The following is a 20,930-nucleotide window of genomic DNA, read 5'->3' as shown; positions in this document are numbered from 1 at the left end:
CAACTATATGCCTGGAATTATTCAAATAGATGACATCAATGAAGCACAAGCACTCATTGGTAATAATGATGAAAATCTTAAATCAATTGAAGAAGGATTTGATGTCATAATACATGCTCGAGGTCAAGAAATAGCCGTAAAAGGTGAAAAAGTTGAGCATGTAGAACAAGCAGAATCAGTACTGATTAATTTATTAAAAGTAATACAGCAAGGCGTAACTATATCGCTTAAGGATGTAGAAGCCGCTGTTAAAATGGCAAAAAATGGTACGATTCATTACTTATTAGATTTATATGATGACGAAATTACCAAAGACGCGTTTGGTAAAACAATACGGGCTAAAACTATGGGACAAAGACTTTATGTCAATGCTATGTATCATAATGACTTGGTATTTGGCGTTGGACCAGCAGGTACAGGGAAAACATTTTTAGCCGTCGTTTATGCCGCTAAGCAACTGCGAAAAGGTAATGTCAAACGTATCGTGTTGACAAGACCTGCAGTAGAAGCTGGAGAGTCATTAGGATTTTTACCCGGTGATTTGAAGGAGAAAGTAGATCCTTATTTGCGCCCATTATATGATGGTTTAAATACTGTCTTAGGAAGAGAACAAACTGCTAGATTTATCGAGCGTGGCGTTATAGAAATAGCACCATTAGCATATATGAGAGGGAGAACGCTTGATGATGCATTTGTTATTTTGGATGAAGCACAAAATACGACGCATGCGCAGATGAAAATGTTCTTAACAAGGTTAGGTTTTGGTTCGAAAATGGTTGTAACTGGTGATAAGACACAAATTGACTTACCTAAAGGTGTTAAAAGTGGCCTTAAAGAAGCAATAGCAAAGTTACACAATGTTAAAGGTCTAAGTATCCATCATTTAGACCAAAACGATGTTGTTCGTCATCCACTTGTAAGTAAAATAATTGATCGTTATGAGGGAGAAGAGTAAATGTTTACAATAGATTTTAATGATCATACTGAATTAGTTGATAACAATTGGTTAAAGCAAATAGACGATCTTCTTACTTTTGCAAAAGAACAAGAAGGAATAGAAAACGATGCTGAATTATCTGTGACATTTGTAGACAAAGCAGAAATTCAACAAATTAATAAAATGTATCGAGATAAAGATAAGGTAACAGATGTAATATCCTTTGCTTTAGAAGAAGATGAGCCTGAAATTAGTGGTTTAGACATGCCTAGAGTACTTGGAGATATTATTATATGTACTGAAGTTGCTCAATCACAGGCAGATGCATATGGGCATTCATTTGAAAGAGAACTTGGCTTCCTCGCCCTTCATGGTTTTTTACATTTATTAGGCTATGATCACATGAATGAAGCGGATGAAAAAGAAATGTTTGGTCGCCAAGATGAAATTTTAAATGCCTATGGGTTGCCAAGAGATTAGAGGTAGTTATGAAACGTTTTAAATATGCTTTTCAAGGTTTACTGGTCCTCTTTACTAAAGATAAAAAGTTTTTAATCCATATTATTTTTGCAGTTATTGCAATTTCACTTAGTATTTATTTAAAAATAAATACAGTTGAATGGGTTTTAATCCTCATTGCTATAGGATTTGTGTTAACATTTGAAGCCATAAATACAGCACTTGAATATGTAGTGGATTTGGTTACAGATGAATATCATGATTATGCAAAGAAAGCTAAAGATACAGCAGCTGCTAGTGTTATGCTTGCTTCATTATTTGCATTGGCAATTGGACTTATCGTTTTTTTACCATATTTTATAAAATAAACAATACGATTTTTAATCTATCTATATACTAAGCAGCAGCTAGTTTGAAATAACAATACAAAATTAAAAATTGAATAGGAGTGTTAAATTATGGCATACCAACCTGATTATTTTAAGGAAGTAAGAAAAGCGCAAAGTAATGCTTATGCACCATACAGTAAATTTAAGGTAGGTGCATATTTAATTACAAAAGATGGTAAAGCATATCACGGTGCAAATGTAGAAAATGCCGCTTATCCATTAGGTATTTGTGCAGAAAGATCAAGTCTTGTTGCAGCTATTGCTGATGGATACCGTCCTGGCGATTTCGAATCGATTACTGTAACTGTTGATGCAGAATCACCTTCTTCGCCTTGTGGTTCTTGTAGACAGGTGTTAAAAGAACTTTGTGATGATGAAATGCCTGTATATATGACCAATCATAAGGGTGACATGATTCAATCTACAGTTAGTGATTTATTACCTCTAGGATTTTCTGGAAAGGATTTAAACTAATGACAGCACATAAATCAGGATTTGTAACAATTATTGGTAGACCTAATGTTGGTAAATCTACCTTTGTTAATCGCGTCATTGGACATAAAATTGCTATTATGTCCGACAAAGCACAAACGACAAGAAATAAAATTCAAGGTGTTATGACTCAAGAAGATGCACAAATTATATTTTTAGATACGCCAGGTATACACAAACCCAAACATAAATTAGGCGATTATATGATGCGTGTGGCGACTAACACTTTATCGGAAATTGATGCCATTATGTTTATGGTCAATGTTAATGAAGATATTGGTCGCGGTGATGAATACATTATGGAAATGTTGAAATCAGTTAAAACACCAGTATTTTTAGTGTTAAATAAGATTGATTTAGTACATCCAGATGAACTTATGCCGAGAATAGAAAAATATAAAAAATATATGGATTTCACTGAAATTGTTCCTATATCTGCATTAGAAGGATTAAATGTTGAGCATTTTATCAATGTTATTAAATCTTATTTACCAGAAGGTCCCAAATACTATCCGGATGACCAAATTTCTGATCACCCAGAACAGTTTGTAGTGAGTGAACTTATCCGCGAGAAAATATTACATCTTACAAATGAGGAAATTCCACATGCGATTGGAGTCAATGTTGATCGCATGATTAAAGAAGATGAAGATCGAGTAAGAATTGAGGCTACTATTTTTGTGGAACGCGATTCACAAAAAGGGATAGTTATTGGTAAAGGTGGCAAAAAGCTCAAAGAAGTTGGGAAAAGGGCACGCCAAGATATTGAAGGATTATTAGGTTCTAAAGTGTATTTAGAACTATGGGTAAAAGTTCAAAAAGATTGGCGAAACAAAGTTAACTTTATTCGTCAAATGGGATATTTAGAAGATCAAGATTAATTTGAGAGTCGGTGAGCTAAAATGTTAATCAAACAAAAAGGAATTATTATTAAAACAGTTGATTATGGCGAATCCGATAAAATCATCACAATTTTAAATGAATACGGTGCAAAAATTCCGCTTATGGTTCGCCGCGCCAAAAAGAGTAAGAGTGGCTTGCAAGCTAATACGCAACTATTTGTGTATGGCTTGTTTATTTATTCCAAATGGAAAGGCATGGGAACTTTAAGTTCAGTAGATGTCATCGATCAAAATTACCATTTGCGATTAGATATTTATGAGAGTAGTTACGCTAGTTTATGTACTGAAACAATAGATCGATCCATTGATAATGATGAACTGTCACAGTTTAGTTATGAATTATTACACTTTGTATTAGCTAAAATTAAAAGTGGTGTATCCGCTCAATTGATGTCAGTCATCGTACTGATTAAATCAATGTCAAAGTTTGGCTTCAGCGCAATATTTAATCATTGCGTTGTCACTGGTGATGACGACCAATCTAAGCTCATTGGCTATAGTTTTAAATTTGATGGTGCAATTTCAAACCATGCAAGTCAACAAGATCCAAATGCCTTACTACTGTCTAATAAAACACTTTATTTATTAGATGTGTTACAAAACTTACCGATAAGTAAAATGAGCGCTTTAAGTATTCATCAAGATATCGTTGATGAGATGTCACAATTGATGATAATGTTGTATAGTGAATATGCTGGCATGTATTTCAAAAGCCAAAAACTTATTAATCAATTACAAAGATTAGATAATTCAAATTAATGCTTTAAATAGGGTCAAGTTCAATGAATCATTAAATTTTATAAACAATAATAAAAACGTCAATTTCTATACAATTTATAGAAATTGACGTTTTTCATTTAGTTCGACCACTTTTAAGGCCGATAGATTTATTGAAATTAAAATTTAACTTTTTCAGTTAAGAAACTTTCTAATTCAGCAATTGGCATACGTACTTGTTCCATCGTATCTCTGTCACGTACCGTTACTTGTTGGTCTTCTAGTGAATCGAAATCAAATGTTATACAGTATGGTGTGCCGATTTCGTCTTGACGACGGTAACGTTTACCTATTGATTGTGATTCATCAAAATCAATTGCAAAGTTTGCACTTAACTGTTCAAATATTTTAATTGCATCACCCGATAATTTTTTACTCAATGGTAAAACAGCAGCTTTATAAGGTGCTAATGCAGGATGGAAGTGTAATACAGTTCTTGAATCTTTACTACCTTCAACACCTTCTTCTGCATATGCATCACAAAGGAATGCTAAAGTAACTCGATCTGCACCAAGTGAAGGTTCGATACAATATGGTAGGTATTTTTCGCCAGTTTCTTGGTCGTGATATTGGAAATCTTCACCAGAATGTTCACTATGTTGTTTTAAATCATAATCTGTTCTACTTGCAATACCCCATAATTCTCCCCAACCAAATGGGAAACGATATTCTATATCAGTTGTTGCATTTGAGTAGTGTGATAACTCATCTGCATCATGGTCACGTAAACGCGTTGCAGATTCACTTAAATTTAAATCTTTTAACCATTGGCTTGCAAAAGTTTTCCAATAATTTTGCCACTCAATTTCTTCACCAGGCTTACAGAAGAATTCTAATTCCATCTGCTCAAATTCACGTGTTCTAAAGATGAAGTTACCAGGTGTAATTTCATTACGGAATGATTTACCGATTTGACCAATTCCGAATGGTAATTTTTTACGCATTGTACGCTGAACATTTTTGTAATTGACGAAAATACCTTGTGCAGTTTCAGGACGTAAGAAAATTTCATTTGTTGAATCTTCTGTAACACCTTGGAATGTTTTGAACATCAAATTAAATTGACGAATATCTGTCCAATTAGCAGTGCCACTTACTGGACAAACAATACCTTCTTCATCAATAATACGTTTCATTTCATCGAAGCTAAGACCATCGGCAACGAAATTTTCATCGCCTTTTTCATTTGCCATATAATCTTCTATTATTTTATCTGCACGATAACGAATTTTACTGTCTTTATTGTCTATCATTGGGTCATTGAAGTTACCTAGATGCCCAGACGCTTCCCAAGTTTTTGGGTTCATTAAAATTGCTGCATCGATACCAACGTTATATGGTGATTGCGTGATAAATTTTTGCCACCAGGCCTTTTTAATGTTGTTTTTCAATTCTACACCTAACGGACCATAGTCCCATGTATTTGATAAACCACCATAAATGTCACTACCAGGGAATACAAAACCTCTATGTTTTGCTAACTGAACGATTGTTTCCATATCTTTTGCCAAAAAAAACACTCCTTTTAACATAAAAAACGCCCCAAGACAAAGAAAAAGCCAAAAAAACTTAATCATTGTCTTGGGACGAGTTAATTAATTTTAATCACATATAATTTATGTGTTTTTAATAATTTTTTAATAACCCGCGGTTCCACCCAATTTAGTGTGTACACTCGCTTTTGAAACTTCATTTGAAATTGTAGCCAATTGTTTTGTTAAGCTTTCACCACCCTTAACTCGCTTTAAATACAATTTTAATGTATTGGTTGATTATTAGCAAGTAAATATATGTATTTGTAGCAATTTATAATTCAATGTATAATTAAATGTAATGAGTAAAGGGGTGAAGTCTTATAGAACTGAGTAAAAGACAACAACAAATTGTTGATATTGTCAAAAATAATGGACCTATTACTGGTGAACATATAGCCGAACATCTTAGTCTTACTAGAGCGACCTTGAGACCAGATTTAGCAATACTTACAATGTCTGGTATTTTAGAAGCTCGTCCACGTGTAGGCTACTACTATTCTGGAAAGCCAAAAAATAAATTAATTGCTGATCAATTAAAACAATATATTGTTAAAGATTACGCATCACACCCTGTAGTAGTAAAAAATGAAATGTCTGTTTATGATGCGATATGTACAATATTTCTAGAGGATGTCAGTACGTTGTTTGTTATAAATAATGAAGGAGATTTTATAGGCGTTTGTTCTCGAAAGGATTTATTACGTGCGTCAATGATAGGTAAGGATATACATACGATGCCTGTTAATATTATAATGACACGTATGCCTAATTTAAGCTTTGTACTTGAAGACGAGCGTGTAGTATTTGCTGCAAATCTTATGATTGAAAAAGAAATAGATTCTTTACCAATTGTGATTAAAAAAGAAAATGGAAAATATGAAGTTAAGGGCCGTATATCTAAAACAACAATTACAAAAATATTTGTCTCTTTACTAAATGAATAGGTGGTATGTATTAAATGGAAAACATTAAAATTATTGTTGCTTCTGACTCAGTAGGTGAAACTGCTGAACTTGTAGCAAGAGCTTGCATTTCACAATTTAACCCAAATCAATGTGAAAGTGAAATTAGTAGGTATCCGTATATTGAAGCTTTAGAAAATGTAGATGAAGTAATCTCAGTTGCAAAAGACACTGAAGCGATAGTTGTTTATACATTAGTGAAACCAGAAATAAGAAAGTATATGGAAGCGAAAATAAAAGAATTTCAAATTAAATCTGTAGACATAATGGGGCCATTGATGAATATATTATTAGATAAAATTGATGAACAACCTTATTTTGAACCAGGACTTGTGCATCAATTAGATGAAGCATATTTTAAAAAGATTGACGCTATAGAATTTGCAGTAAAATATGATGATGGTAAAGATCCAAAAGGTTTAGATAAAGCTGACATCGTTCTATTAGGCATATCTAGAACTTCAAAAACACCTCTGTCACAATATCTTGCACATAAAAGTTATAAAGTGATGAATATCCCAATTGTGCCAGAAGTAACACCACCAGATAATTTATTTAATGTTGACACTTCAAAATGCATTGCATTAAAGATAAGTGAAGACAAATTAAACCGCATCAGAAAAGAAAGATTAAAACAATTAGGTTTAGGAGATAGTGCAAGATATGCTACAGAGCAACGTATTGTAGAAGAATTAAATTACTTCAATGAATTAGTTGAAAAGATTGGCTGCCCTGTGATAGACGTTACTGATAAAGCAATTGAAGAAACTGCAAATGATATTATTAGTATCATTGAGCAAAATAGTTTCTTAAAATAAGAAATTCTATTATAATATTATAACTACTGTCTAATAGGTGATAATTTTGCGAATTGAACAAGCAACAATTAATGAAATTAAAGAGAAAACGGATATTCTCGATTTAGTAAGTGAATATGTTAAATTAGAAAAAAGAGGACGCAATTACATTGGGTTGTGTCCTTTTCATGATGAAAAAACACCATCGTTTACTGTTTCTGAAGACAAACAAATTTGCCATTGCTTTGGTTGTAAAAAAGGAGGGAACGTCTTTCAATTTACTCAAGAAATTAAAGACGTTTCTTTTACTGAAGCAGTGAAATTATTAGGTGAACGTGTAAATATTGAAGTTGAAACGCCTCAAACAGCGTCAGAGCAACATCCTAATCATCAAATTGCCTCTGAAGATTTGCAAATGATTGAAATGCATGAATTAATGCAAGATTATTATCATTACGCCTTAAAAAAAACTGTTGAAGGTGAAGCGGCGTTAAATTATTTAAAAGAGCGTGGTTTTACTGATGAACTGATAGATAGTCGGAAAATAGGCTATTCGCCAAAAAATGCAAATTTCTGTCATGACTTTTTACAGAAGAAAGGTTATGATATTCAACTTGCATATGAAGCGGGTTTATTGTCTAGAAACGAAGAAAATTTTAGCTACTATGATCGTTTCAGAGATAGAATTATGTTCCCATTAACAAATGCACAAGGACGAACTGTTGGTTATTCAGGAAGAACATATACAAATCAAGAGCCAAAATATCTTAACAGTCCTGAAACACCGATATTTCAAAAAAGAAGATTATTATACAACGTAGATCAAGCCAGAAAAGCGATTCGTAAAAATGATGAAATTATTCTACTCGAAGGTTTTATGGATGTGATAAAAGCCGATTATGCAGGATTACATCAAGTTGTAGCAAGTATGGGAACACAAATTTCACAAGAACATATCGCATTTATGAAAAAACTCACTTCAAATGTGACGCTGATGTTTGACGGGGATTTTGCTGGTAGTGAGGCCACATTAAAATCTGGTCAAATATTGTTACAACAAGGATTTAATGTATTTGTAGTACAACTTCCGAAGAACATGGATCCAGATGAGTATATTGGAAAACACGGTGCAGATGCGTTTAATTATTTTGTTGAACATGAAAAAAAAGCATTCATTCTTTATAAAGTGCATATGCATCAAGAAGAAATTGAAAATAATGATTTAGCATATGAAAGGTATTTAAAAGAAATAACGAATGATATTTCATTAATGAAGTCCTCAATTTTACGTAAAAAAATATTGCAAGACGTGTCAGAATTGTTTAAAGTAAGCATGGACAGTTTAAATATTGAAGTAGGACAACGTGATGATTATTATCAACCACAGTCATATCAATTTCCTAGTGTGCCACAATTCACTAATTTAAATAAACAAGAAAAGGCAGAGCGTGCTTTATTAAAACATTTTATGAATGATAAGGATATTTTCTTGAATTATCATAAATTACTTCAAACAGAAGACTTTACAAATCAGTATTTTAAGCGTATATTTAATGTTTTACATGAGTTTTATTCTGAGAATGATACGTTTAATATTAGTGATGTTTTACAATATATCGATTCAAATGAAATTAAAGAAGCATTTATATCATTGGATAACTATATGATAAATGAAGAACCCTATGAACATGAAATCGATGATTATTTAAACACACTTTTAACAAATAGAAATGAAGAAACGATTGAATCGCTTAATCATAAGTTACGGGAGGCTTCTAGATTAGGTGATTTAGAGTTGCAGAAATATTACCTAGAAAAAATTGTAGACTTCAATAAAAATAGAATGAATTAAATAAAAAATGAATATATCTGTATATTATTGGGTTTAACAACTTGCATAAATCGTATGAATTATGGGTAGATAATATTAAGATTATCTATCAAATGATATCACGGTTTCAAGTTGATATTATATTCGGGAGGCCTTTTCATGTCTGGAAATAAAGTTACACTTAAAAAGCAAACAATTGACCCATCTCTAACTTTAGAAGATGTAAAAAAACACTTAATTGAAAAAGGTAAAAAAGAAGGGCATCTTAGCCACGAAGAGATTGCAGAGAAATTGCAAAACTTCGAAATGGATTCTGATCAAATGGATGAACTATTTGATCAATTAACAGATAACGATATCAGTTTGGTAAATGAAAAAGATAGTTCTGACAAAGATGCTAAATTAAATCCTAATGATTTAAGTGCTCCTCCAGGTGTTAAAATTAATGACCCTGTACGTATGTATCTTAAAGAAATCGGACGTGTCGATTTATTAAATGCGCAAGAAGAAATTGAATTAGCTAAAAGAATTGAAAAAGGTGACGAAGTCGCTAAATCGAGATTAGCTGAAGCAAACTTGCGTTTAGTAGTCAGTATAGCCAAAAGATATGTTGGCCGTGGCATGCTTTTCTTAGATTTAATTCAAGAAGGTAATATGGGCTTAATTAAAGCAGTTGAAAAGTTCGATTTTAATAAAGGGTTTAAATTTTCAACATATGCAACTTGGTGGATACGTCAAGCAATTACACGTGCAATTGCAGACCAAGCTCGTACAATACGTATTCCAGTGCATATGGTTGAAACAATCAATAAATTAATCCGTGTACAAAGACAATTATTACAAGATTTAGGTCGTGATCCAGCTCCAGAAGAAATTGGTGAAGAAATGGATTTACCACCTGAAAAAGTAAGAGAAATATTAAAGATAGCTCAGGAGCCAGTTTCATTAGAAACACCAATTGGTGAAGAAGACGATAGTCACTTAGGTGATTTTATTGAAGACCAAGAAGCTCAAAGTCCATCTGATCATGCGGCTTATGAATTATTAAAAGAACAACTGGAAGATGTCTTAGATACATTGACTGATAGAGAAGAAAATGTACTACGCTTGCGTTTTGGACTTGACGACGGAAGAACACGTACGCTAGAAGAAGTTGGTAAAGTCTTCGGTGTTACGAGAGAACGTATTCGTCAAATTGAAGCTAAAGCATTGAGAAAATTAAGACATCCGAGTAGAAGTAAACGTCTTAAAGACTTTATGGACTAATTTTTCAGCTCTTTTGTACCTTGTTGTACAAAAGAGCTTTTTACATTTACATAGAGGAGCGCTTTTATGGTTATATTAAATCAAAGATTAAAAAAAGTGAGTACATTTATAATAGGAGATTGCTTAGCAGATATTGGTTCAGATCATGCATATCTTCCGATTTATGCGATTGAAAATAATTTAGTCAAAAATGCAATTGCTGGAGAAGTAATCAAAGGTCCATTCGAAGCTTCGAAAAATAATGTTGTAGAACATGGTTTAGTAAATCGTGTTGATGTGAGACTTGGTGATGGATTATCGGTAATACAGTCAGATGATCAAATTAATTCCATTACAATTTGTGGTATGGGCGGGCCACTAATAGCTAAAATCCTTGAAAAAGGTCAAGAAAAATTAACCGCACATCCGAGGCTTATTTTACAAAGTAATATACAATCTAGCGCAATTAGAAATTTGTTAGAATCCATGCATTATAATATTATTGAAGAAGTGATTTTAGAAGAAAAAGGTCATATCTATGAAATAATCGTAGCAGATTTTTGCGAACAACAGCCACAAACACTTACTGAATTGGAATTAAAGTTTGGACCGATTTTATTAAAAAACAAACATGAATTATTTTTCAAAAAGTGGGAAAGAGAACGGCAAGCATTGCAAAAAATCAAAAATCATTTGGACTCTAAAAAACATAGTGAGCGATTAAATGAAATTAACAACGAAATCAATTTAATTAATGAGGTGTTGTAAATGAAAGTGAAAACGTTACTTCAAATAATAAATCAACATGTACCATTTAATACTGCAGAATCATGGGATAATGTTGGCTTGTTAATCGGAGATGAATCTGCTGAAGTTTCAGGTGTTTTAACCGCTTTAGATTGTACCAATGAGGTCATTGATGAAGCAATAAGTCAAAATTTTAACACTATTATTTGTCATCATCCACTCATATTTAAAGGTGTTAAAAATATCATTCATCAAGATGGTTATGGCGCTATTTTACGAAAATTAATTAAAAATGATATGAATTTAATTGCATTGCATACAAATCTAGATGTTTATCCAAAAGGTGTTAATGCGATGTTAGCAGAAAAACTTCAATTGAATAATCAACATATCTTGAACCCAGAAACTTTAAAATACTATAAAGTGCAAGTGTTTATTCCAGAAGTAAATCTTAAATCATTTAAAGATGCTTTGAGTGATGCAGGTTTAGCTGAAGAGGGGAATTATAAATATTGTTTCTTTGAAAGCTCAGGAAATGGGCAATTCAAACCCACTGGTAACGCTCAACCACATATTGGTACATTAGATGAAATCGAAGAAGTTAATGAATTCAAATTAGAATTTATGATTGATGAGAACCAAAGAAATTTAGCAGAAAAACTAATTAAAATTAACCATCCATATGAAACACCAGTTTTTGATTTTATAGAAATGGAAAAAGAAGCAAATTATGGTTTAGGTATGATTGGAGATTTAGAATCTGAGATGGATGCACCTACTTTTGTGAAGCATGTCAAAACACAATTGGAAATGCCAAGTGTTAGATTTATTGGAAATTTAGAGCAAACGATTAAAAAGGTTGCGATTATAGGTGGTTCGGGAATAGGATTTGAGTATCAAGCGGATCAACAAGGCGCAGACATTTTTATAACTGGCGATATCAAACATCATGATGCCTTAGATGCAAAAATTGCGGGTATTAACTTATTAGATATTAATCATTATAGTGAATATGTAATGAAAGATGGTTTGTGTGACTTATTAAATAATTGGATTAAATCAGATGATATTACTTTTGAAATTAAGGCATCTAAACTCAACACGGATCCATTTAATTATTTATAATTGTTATTGATATAACTAGAAGAAATAAAATTTCATTGTTCCTTCCAACTAAAAATAATTGCAATTTGGAAAAGATAACGATTTAAAATTTTATTTCAGTCAACGACTACCACTTACTTTAGGCTGAGGCATCACTTTATGTCCCAGCCTCTCTTACTTTCAAACTATATTTATCATCAATGGTTAAAGAAAAAATAATTAGTTCAAAATCGTTTGTGAATGCTTTATAATAGAAAAGATGAAGATTTAAGGAGGCCAAATCATGGCAAATCACCCATTTGATAAGTTTAATTTAGACCCTAGTTTAATTGACGCGGTACGAAATTTGAACTTTAATCAACCTACAGAAGTACAAAATAGAGTAATTCCAAAAATATTAAAACAAGTAAACTTAATTGGACAATCACAAACAGGTACTGGTAAATCCCACGCCTTTTTATTACCATTGATACATTTAATAAATGTCGATGTTAAAGAACCACAAGCAATTATTGTTGCACCAACAAGAGAATTAGCACAACAGTTATTTGATGTTGCTAGCCATTTAGCTGATTATAAAGGTGGCTTATCTGTTAAACTTTTCATTGGTGGCACTGATATTGAAAAAGATAGACAACGCGCGAAGAACCAACCACAACTTATTATAGGTACACCAACACGGATAAATGACCTAGCTAAACATGGGGATTTACATGTGCACTTAGCTTATTATTTAGTTGTGGATGAGGCTGATTTAATGATTGATTTAGGATTAATAGAAGAGGTAGACCATATTGCTACACGCTTAGATGAACAATCTCGTATAGCCGTGTTTAGTGCTACGATCCCTAAATCATTACATCCATTTTTAAATAAATATTTAGAAAATCCTGAATACGTTGAAATTGAAAATGTTCAAAAGAATAACAAAAATATTGAATTCTTTTTAATTCCAACAAAAGGAGAAGCAAAGATAGAAAAAACGATAAAACTTATTGATATTTTAAATCCATACCTATGTATTATATTTTGTAATAGTCGTGATAATGCAAACGAACTTGCAGACCAATTAAATGCTGCAGGGTTAAAATTAGGTATGATTCATGGTGGTTTAACGCCTAGAGAACGTAAACAACAAATGAAACGTATTCGTAATTTAGAATTTCAATTTGTTATTGCAAGTGATTTAGCTTCACGTGGGATAGATATTGAAGGCGTCAGTCATGTCATTAACTTTGATGTACCAAATGATATTGATTTCTTCACGCATCGTGTTGGACGTACTGGTAGAGGTCAATATAAAGGTGTTGCAATTACCCTATACAGCCCTGAGGAAGAAGAAAACATCGCGTTAATAGAACAACGAGGTTATCAATTTGAGAATGTTGATATAAAAAACGATGAATTGACACCAATAAAGGCACACAATACTCGACAATCACGTAAGAATAAAGATGATCATTTAACAAACGAATTAAAAAACAAAGTGAAGAGAAACAAGAAAAAAGTAAAACCTGGCTATAAGAAAAAATTCCAACGTGATCTAGAACATTTAAAACGTCAAGAGCGTAAAAAATTCAGTAAGAAACAAAATCGTCAAGCCAGAAAAAATAAATAAAGGATTGGTGACTACTATGTTATTAGGATCTCATGTATCTATGAATGGCAAGAAAATGTTAGCAGGTTCAGCTGTAGAAGCACATAAATTCGGTGAATCTACTTTCATGATTTATACAGGTGCACCACAAAACACAAGAAGAAAGCCTATAGAAGAATTAAATATTGATCAAGGTCAAGAATTGATGCAAACTTATGGGCTTTCAAATATTGTCGTGCATGCACCTTATATTATAAATATTGCGAATACTGTCAAACCTCATGTGTTTAATTTAGGTGTTGAATTTCTGCAAAGTGAAATCGAAAGAACTCAAGCAATAGGAGCTAAAGATATAGTATTGCATCCAGGTTCACATGTAGGAGAAGGTGCAGATGCTGGTATTAATAAGATCATAGAGGGACTAAATGAAGTACTTACAAATGATAATAATGTACGCATCGCACTTGAAACAATGGCTGGTAAAGGTTCAGAAATTGGAAGGGATTTTGAAGAAATCGCTCGAATTATAGATGGCGTTAAGCATAATGAACGTTTATCCGTGTGTTTCGATACTTGTCATACGCATGATGCAGGCTATAATGTAAAAGAAGATTTCGATGGTGTATTAAATGAATTTGATAAGATTATAGGTATCGATAGAATAAAGGTTGTTCATGTAAATGATAGTAAAAATGATATTGGTGCACATAAAGATAGACACGAAAATATAGGCTTTGGTTATATCGGTTTTGATGCTTTAAATTATATCGTTCATCATGATACGTTCAAAGATATTCCCAAAATACTTGAAACACCATATGTAGGAGAAGATAAAAAGAATAAAAAACCACCGTATAAATTTGAAATTGAAATGCTTAAACAACAGCAATTTGATTCTGAGTTAAAGGATAAAATTTTAATGCAATAACACTTACAAAGACTGAATTAGAACCAAAAAAAGCACTGAATAAAATAATGTTTTGAAGGATGGAATAGTTAACTCAATTTATAATTGGGCTCTATTTCATCCTTTTTGTTAATTCGTAAACATTACTATTTACATAATTGTTAACAAGTTGTATAGTATAGAACGAGGTGAAAAGATGACTACTCCAGTGTTCGAATTAAAAAATATTGATTATTATTTTGAAAACAAAAAAGTATTAGAAAACATAAATATTAAAATTAATAAAGGTCAATTTTTGGCTATAGTTGGACCAAATGGTGCTGGCAAATCAACTTTGCTAAAAATCATTTTAGGACTATTACCTTTGCAAAAAGGAAAAATATTTGTAGATGGCAAAGCATATAATGGAAAGCAATCTTTATATAAAATTAGTTATGTTTCACAAAAAGCTCAAGCATTTAAAGCGGGCTTTCCTGCAAGTGTAAAAGAAGTTGTTATGAGTGGGCTTACAAAACGTAAAAAGTTATTTCAATGGTTTAATAAAATTGATGAACATAAAGTGGTGGCCGTATTAAATCGTTTGAATATAGGTCATTTAATTAACAAAAATATTGCAGAATTATCGGGTGGGCAACAACAACGTGTTTTAATAGCGCGAGCTTTGATTAGTAATCCCTCAGTACTTATACTAGATGAACCGACGAACGGTATAGATGCAAAACACGTTAGTGAATTTTATGAAACATTAGAGACTTTAAAAAATGAAGGAGTAACAATCATTTTAGTTACCCATGATATAGGTGTTGTAGCAGATACCGCTACGGAAGTAGCATGTTTAAACAAGCATTTACATTTTCATGGCACAACAGAGGATTTTAAGTCGTTAGATGAAGTGGAAATATCTAAAATATACGGTCATCCTATTCAGTTTGTAGACCATCAACATAATAGGGAGTGTTGTTCATCATGATTGAGGCATTATTAAATTTTGATTTTATGAGATACTCTCTGATAAGTGGTATTTTGATTGGCTTTATTGCCCCATTAATCGGTGCATTTATAGTTGTTCGAAGGCTATCTTTAATTGCAGATGCATTAAGTCACGTTACACTTGGTGGTATTTCTTTTGGTATGTTTTTCGTGACGATTGCACCTGCACTTACATTTATTAATCCGATGTGGTTCGGCATATTATTCGCAGTCATTGGTGCATTATTAATCGAAAAGCTTAGGACGTCGTATAGTAATTACCAAGAAATCGCTATTCCAATTATAATGAGTGCAGGCATAGCATTAAGTGCTATTTTTATTTCATTAGCAGATGGTTTTAATCAAGAAATTGTTGGTTTATTATTTGGTTCTATTAGTGCTGTAACTATCAGCGATTTATCAACCATTATCGCAATCGTTATCATCGTATTAGCATTTATATTATTATTTTACAAAGAGTTATTCATACTATCATTCGATGAAGAATATAGTAAAGTTATAGGTATTCCGAAATGGATACAGTTTTTATTTATCATTATAGTCGCGATGGTCATATCAGCATCTATGAGAGTAGTAGGTATATTATTAGTAAGTGCATTAATTACATTGCCGATAGCTATTGCAATGCGCATGACGAAAGGTTTCAAACAACTTATTATGTTGAGTGTATTAATTGGAGAATTTTCAGTTATAGCAGGGCTAGTATTAGCATTTTATATGAATATTTCACCTGGTGGCGTGATCGTCGTATTACTTGTTCTTTTATTAGCAATAATGATGTCATATCAAAAGTTCAAATTAAAAACTGTGAAAGGGGCTATTAATAATGAAAATAGACGAAGCAATTAATATTCTAAAAGCAGAAGGACACAAATATACAAATAAAAGAAGAGATATGGTAAATGTTTTTATAGAAGAAGATAAGTATATTAACGCAAAACATATACAGCAAAAATTAGATAAAGATTATCCAGGTATTTCATTTGACACGATATATCGAAACTTACATTTATTTAAAGATTTAGGTATCATTGAGGGCACAGAACTCGATGGTGAAATGAAATTTAGAATTGCATGTACAGATCACCATCACCATCATTTTATTTGTGAATCCTGTGGTGATACAAAAATAATTGATTTTTGTCCAATTGAACAGATAAAAGCATTTTTACCCAAAGTTGCAATCCACACCCACAAATTAGAAGTTTATGGAGTATGTGAAGCTTGTCAACATGCTTAAAATTTCCAGCGTCGCTCTAAATGTAAAATAGCACCAATCGATGCTTATTACAAAAAAGTTTCCTTCTAAACATAGGTCATTAGTCTGAATTATATTGAATTTTTAAAATACTTTGTCTATTATGTTTAAAATCCACGAATTTGAGATATAATAATAAAGGAACTAAAGATAACAAATATAATTTTATGACTTTTGAATAAGTTTGTAAGCATATTCATTGTTGTAATCATTTTTAGTTGTTATGCTTTATTTACAGATTAATTAGGAGGATGATTATTTATGGCTTTTGAATTACCAAACTTACCTTATGGTTCTGACGCATTAGAACCAAATATTGATCAACAAACAATGGAAATCCATCACGACAAACATCATAACACTTATGTTACTAAATTAAATGCAGCAATTGAAGGTACTGATTTAGAGTCTAAATCAATTGAAGAAATTATTGCAAATTTAGACAGTGTACCAGAAGATATTCAAACAGCTGTTAGAAATAATGGTGGCGGACACTTAAACCATTCATTATTCTGGGAATTATTAACTCCAAACTCTGAAGAAAAAGGAACTGTAGTTGATAAAATTAAAGAACAATGGGGTTCTTTAGATGCATTTAAAGAAGAATTTGCAGATAAAGCTGCAGCTCGTTTTGGTTCAGGATGGGCTTGGCTAGTTGTTAATAATGGTAATTTAGAAATTGTTACAACTCCAAACCAAGATAACCCACTTACAGAAGGTAAAACTCCAATCCTAGGCTTAGACGTTTGGGAACATGCTTATTATCTTAAATACCAAAATAAACGTCCAGAATATATTAGTGCTTTCTGGAACGTTGTAAATTGGGAAAAAGTTGATGAATTATATAACGCTGCTAAATAATTAAGCTTCTATTTTTGACGGCCTTACACAGGTCGTCATTTTTTTATTTAAAATAATAGAAATCTGTGTCAATTTCATATATCATTTAAAGTGATCACTTTTGAATAGAGGTATGTTGTTTTGCTAAAAAGATTAAAGGAAAAATCAAACGATGAGAAAATAAGAAATACGATGAACAAAAGAATAAGCTTTGTGTTTGGACTAATTGTATTTATTTTTGCGATTATTGTTTTACGATTAGGTTATTTGCAAATTGCGCAGGGCTCTCATTATAAGCAATTAATTAAAAACAGTGAAAATTTAACTGTTAATGAAGCTGTTCCAAGAGGGAGAATTCTCGATAGAAATGGTAAAGTCCTAGTAGATAATGCATCTAAAAAAGCCATTACCTTTTCTCGTGGAAGAAAAACATCGCAATCAGAGGTTTTAAAAATAGCTAATGATTTGTCAAAACTTATAAAAATGGATACTGATAAAATTACAGATCGAGATAAACAAGACTTTTGGATTTTAAAACATCCTAATAAAGCTGATGAATTAATGAAAAAAGAGCAATCATTATTAGATGATGGAAGTATTACTCAAGAACAATATGATGAAACATTACATAAAAAAATTGGAAAGAAGCAATTTGATTCATTTTCTGATAAAGATTTACAAGTTTTAGCAATATTTAGAGAAATGATGTCTGGTTCTGCATTAGATCCTCAAATGATTAAAAACGAAGATGTTACAGATGAAGAATATGCTGCAGTGTCACAAAAACTTTCTGATTTACCAGGTGTGAATACTACGATGGATTGGGATCGAAAGTATCCATATGATGATACATTACGCGGTATTTTTGGTGACGTCTCTACAACACAAGAAGGTATTCCAAAAGAATTAACAGAACAATATTTATCAAAAGGATATTCAAGAAATGATCGTGTAGGAAAATCTTATTTAGAATATCAATACGATAATATTCTCAAGGGCAAAAAGAAAGAAATGAAATACACAACAGATAAATCAGGAGAAGTCATTGATTCACAAGTAATTCATGAAGGATCACGTGGAGACGATCTTGTGTTAAGTATTGATATTGATTTACAAAAGAAAACAGAAGCGTATTTGGAAAAACAAATAAGTAAATTACGTAGTGAAGGTGCTAAAGATATGGACAATGCTTTAGTAGTTGTCCAAAATCCTAATAATGGTGATGTTTTAGCAATGGCAGGTAAACAAATTGATAAAAATGGTGATTTAACCGATTATGATATCGGAACGTTCACGTCACAATACGCAGTTGGGTCGTCTGTTAAAGGCGGAACATTATTAGCAGGTTACCAAAATGGTGCCATTAATGTTGGTGAGAAAATGGTTGATGAACCATTAAAATTTGCAGGTGGACTCTCTAAACGTTCATACTTCAACCAAGATGGTAAAGTAACGATTGATGATAAAGAAGCTTTAATGCATTCATCAAACGTATACATGTTTAAAACAGCATTAAAAATTGCTGGTTCACCATACACACCAAATATGACATTGCCTACTGATATTTCAGAAGCAGGTCAAAAATTACGAAAAGGGCTAAATCAAGTTGGTTTAGGTGTTAAAACAGGTATCGATTTACCAAATGAAACTGGCGGTCAAATAGAACCATTAACAGATAATCCAGGAAATTATTTAGATTTAGCAATTGGACAATATGATACTTATTCACCATTGCAGTTATCACAATATGCTTCTACAATCGCAAATGATGGTTATAGAATTCAACCACATATTGGTTTAGAAATTAGAAAAGCAACAAATAAAGATTCATTAGGTCCAGTTAAACAGAAAGTAAAAGGCGATGTATTAAATAAAGTTAACAATACATCAGACCAAGTTAAGCAAGTACAAGAAGGTTTTAAAATGGCATTTAATGAAAAAGAAGGTACAGGCTATCAAAGTTTCAATGATACTGTTGTCCCTTCAGCTGGTAAAACTGGTACAGCAGAAGTATTCCAGGATGGTGAGCCAAAAGTAAATTCAACATATGTAGGTTATGCTCCAATAGAAAATCCAAAATTAGCATTTTCAATTGTATATACTAATCAACCTGTTCCAGAACCTTGGCTTAATGGTGGTGACTTAGGTCGCGATATAATTAATTATTCTTTTAAGGAAAAGGATAAAAAGTAAACCATAAACAACCTATTTTTATGTTTAAAACCTATGGGTATGGTCTATCTTGAAAAATAATACTTTTCAATTTTATAACTAAATGGTATGATAAATAAGTCGTATTTTGAAAAGGTAAGGAGGAATTAGCATGCGCGTAAACGTAACACTAGCTTGCACAGAATGTGGAGAAAGAAACTATATTACAACAAAAAATAAACGTACTAATCCTGAACGTATCGAAATGAAAAAACACTGTGCTCGTGATAACAAACATACTTTGCACCGTGAAACAAAATAATAAAAATTTTAACCAGATTCTAAAATTTGAATCTGGTTATTTTTTTTCAAAAATATATTGAAATAGCAGTATGATGACATAACATATTTTTATCGTTATAATAAAAGAGGATATAAAATGGGAAGGTGTCATATATGAGTAAACGTTCATTAAGAAAAGATATAATAAAAATAATGAAACAATTTTCCGAACAAGATCAAAAATTATCTGCTGACCAATACTTAACACAACAATTATTGAATTCATCTGAATATAAGTCGGCAAAACGTATTGGTATTGTGCTGTCAATGGCACATGAAGTCGATACTTATCCAATCATTTCAAAAATGCTAAATGATGATAAAAGTGTATATGTACCAGAAACTGATTATAAAACTAAAGCAATGTCATTTAAAGGTTTAGATGATCTATCGAATCTTGCACTTGACGATAAAGGTATTAATTATGTTACAAGTAATACTGAAATAACGAATGATTTAGACCTGTTAATAGTACCTGGTGTAGTATTCAATAACAAAGGTTATAGAATCGGTTATGGTGGGGGCTATTTTGATAAATTTTTATCACAGCATCAACAGCCAACGATAAGCTTAATTTATGACTTCCAAATAAATGATTTTGAAATAGAAGCACATGATCAACCCGTGCAAAAATTAATTATAGCGACTACGCATTAATGGAGGAAAAA

General features: G+C 31.8%; 22 protein-coding genes. 21 read left to right on the top strand and 1 reads right to left on the bottom strand.

Annotation, left to right across the window (positions count from 1 at the left end):
- The first annotated feature begins 7 nt into the window (after window positions 1-7).
- From KA867_RS06315 to recO, 6 genes are all read left to right on the top strand, one after another.
- Entirely contained in the window at window positions 8-955 is a 948-nt protein-coding gene (locus KA867_RS06315) for a PhoH family protein (protein ID WP_210137412.1), read from the top strand.
- Window positions 956-1,417 (top strand): rRNA maturation RNase YbeY, encoded by a 462-nt coding sequence (gene ybeY, locus KA867_RS06310; protein ID WP_210137411.1) that lies wholly within the window; start codon window positions 956-958, stop codon window positions 1,415-1,417. It begins immediately after the preceding gene.
- 8 nt (window positions 1,418-1,425) lie between these two features.
- A complete protein-coding gene (locus KA867_RS06305) occupies window positions 1,426-1,764 on the top strand; it encodes a diacylglycerol kinase family protein (protein ID WP_210137410.1) in 339 nt (112 codons plus the stop codon).
- A gap of 90 nt (window positions 1,765-1,854) precedes the next feature.
- Window positions 1,855-2,259, top strand: coding sequence for a cytidine deaminase (gene cdd / locus KA867_RS06300; protein WP_210137409.1), 405 nt, complete (start codon window positions 1,855-1,857; stop codon window positions 2,257-2,259).
- Window positions 2,259-3,158, top strand: a complete 900-nt coding sequence (gene era / locus KA867_RS06295; RefSeq protein WP_210137408.1) for a GTPase Era — start codon at window positions 2,259-2,261, stop codon at window positions 3,156-3,158. The genes cdd and era overlap by 1 nt, the downstream gene beginning before the upstream one ends.
- 21 nt (window positions 3,159-3,179) lie before the next feature.
- On the top strand, window positions 3,180-3,938 hold the full coding sequence (recO, locus tag KA867_RS06290; protein WP_210137407.1) for a DNA repair protein RecO: 759 nt from the start codon (window positions 3,180-3,182) through the stop codon (window positions 3,936-3,938).
- 137 nt (window positions 3,939-4,075) lie between these two features.
- On the opposite strand, the gene KA867_RS06285 is transcribed toward recO, so the two are convergent.
- Complete coding sequence (locus KA867_RS06285; RefSeq protein ID WP_040030033.1) at window positions 4,076-5,467, bottom strand: glycine--tRNA ligase; 1,392 nt, start codon at window positions 5,465-5,467, stop codon at window positions 4,076-4,078.
- Window positions 5,468-5,811: 344 nt separating this feature from the next.
- Between KA867_RS06285 and ccpN the strand changes: the two genes are divergently transcribed.
- From ccpN to KA867_RS06210, 15 genes are all read left to right on the top strand, one after another.
- On the top strand, window positions 5,812-6,435 hold the full coding sequence (ccpN, locus tag KA867_RS06280; RefSeq protein WP_210137470.1) for a transcriptional regulator CcpN: 624 nt from the start codon (window positions 5,812-5,814) through the stop codon (window positions 6,433-6,435).
- Between the two features lie 14 nt (window positions 6,436-6,449).
- Window positions 6,450-7,271: a pyruvate, water dikinase regulatory protein gene (locus KA867_RS06275; protein WP_019469366.1), complete on the top strand. Its 822-nt coding sequence runs from the start codon at window positions 6,450-6,452 to the stop codon at window positions 7,269-7,271.
- A 46-nt stretch (window positions 7,272-7,317) separates the two neighbouring features.
- A complete protein-coding gene (dnaG, locus tag KA867_RS06270) occupies window positions 7,318-9,102 on the top strand; it encodes a DNA primase (RefSeq protein WP_210137406.1) in 1,785 nt (594 codons plus the stop codon).
- 138 nt (window positions 9,103-9,240) lie between these two features.
- Window positions 9,241-10,347: an RNA polymerase sigma factor RpoD gene (rpoD, locus tag KA867_RS06265; protein WP_210137405.1), complete on the top strand. Its 1,107-nt coding sequence runs from the start codon at window positions 9,241-9,243 to the stop codon at window positions 10,345-10,347.
- A 66-nt stretch (window positions 10,348-10,413) separates the two neighbouring features.
- On the top strand, window positions 10,414-11,094 hold the full coding sequence (locus tag KA867_RS06260) for a tRNA (adenine(22)-N(1))-methyltransferase (protein ID WP_210137404.1): 681 nt from the start codon (window positions 10,414-10,416) through the stop codon (window positions 11,092-11,094).
- Complete coding sequence (locus KA867_RS06255; RefSeq protein WP_210137403.1) at window positions 11,095-12,198, top strand: Nif3-like dinuclear metal center hexameric protein; 1,104 nt, start codon at window positions 11,095-11,097, stop codon at window positions 12,196-12,198.
- Between the two features lie 262 nt (window positions 12,199-12,460).
- Complete coding sequence (locus KA867_RS06250) at window positions 12,461-13,795, top strand: DEAD/DEAH box helicase (protein WP_210137402.1); 1,335 nt, start codon at window positions 12,461-12,463, stop codon at window positions 13,793-13,795.
- Between the two features lie 16 nt (window positions 13,796-13,811).
- Window positions 13,812-14,702: a deoxyribonuclease IV gene (locus KA867_RS06245; RefSeq protein WP_210137401.1), complete on the top strand. Its 891-nt coding sequence runs from the start codon at window positions 13,812-13,814 to the stop codon at window positions 14,700-14,702.
- 175 nt (window positions 14,703-14,877) lie between these two features.
- Window positions 14,878-15,651, top strand: a complete 774-nt coding sequence (locus KA867_RS06240; protein ID WP_210137400.1) for a metal ABC transporter ATP-binding protein — start codon at window positions 14,878-14,880, stop codon at window positions 15,649-15,651.
- A complete protein-coding gene (locus KA867_RS06235) occupies window positions 15,648-16,520 on the top strand; it encodes a metal ABC transporter permease (RefSeq protein ID WP_210137399.1) in 873 nt (290 codons plus the stop codon). The genes KA867_RS06240 and KA867_RS06235 overlap by 4 nt, the downstream gene beginning before the upstream one ends.
- Entirely contained in the window at window positions 16,498-16,911 is a 414-nt protein-coding gene (locus KA867_RS06230; RefSeq protein ID WP_210137398.1) for a Fur family transcriptional regulator, read from the top strand. The genes KA867_RS06235 and KA867_RS06230 overlap by 23 nt, the downstream gene beginning before the upstream one ends.
- 279 nt (window positions 16,912-17,190) lie before the next feature.
- Complete coding sequence (locus KA867_RS06225; RefSeq protein WP_210137397.1) at window positions 17,191-17,790, top strand: superoxide dismutase; 600 nt, start codon at window positions 17,191-17,193, stop codon at window positions 17,788-17,790.
- A gap of 120 nt (window positions 17,791-17,910) precedes the next feature.
- Window positions 17,911-19,962: a peptidoglycan D,D-transpeptidase FtsI family protein gene (locus tag KA867_RS06220; protein WP_210137396.1), complete on the top strand. Its 2,052-nt coding sequence runs from the start codon at window positions 17,911-17,913 to the stop codon at window positions 19,960-19,962.
- Between the two features lie 130 nt (window positions 19,963-20,092).
- Window positions 20,093-20,242: a 50S ribosomal protein L33 gene (rpmG, locus tag KA867_RS06215; RefSeq protein ID WP_019469354.1), complete on the top strand. Its 150-nt coding sequence runs from the start codon at window positions 20,093-20,095 to the stop codon at window positions 20,240-20,242.
- Window positions 20,243-20,376: 134 nt separating this feature from the next.
- Window positions 20,377-20,919, top strand: a complete 543-nt coding sequence (locus tag KA867_RS06210; RefSeq protein WP_210137395.1) for a 5-formyltetrahydrofolate cyclo-ligase — start codon at window positions 20,377-20,379, stop codon at window positions 20,917-20,919.
- Window positions 20,920-20,930 lie beyond the last annotated feature (11 nt).

The sequence above is a fragment of the Staphylococcus sp. GDH8C109P genome (genome assembly GCF_017893405.1).
Lineage (GTDB): Bacteria > Bacillota > Bacilli > Staphylococcales > Staphylococcaceae > Staphylococcus > Staphylococcus cohnii.
The sequence above is the reverse complement of the archived record's forward strand: the minus strand, read 5'-3'. Positions and strand labels throughout refer to the sequence as shown.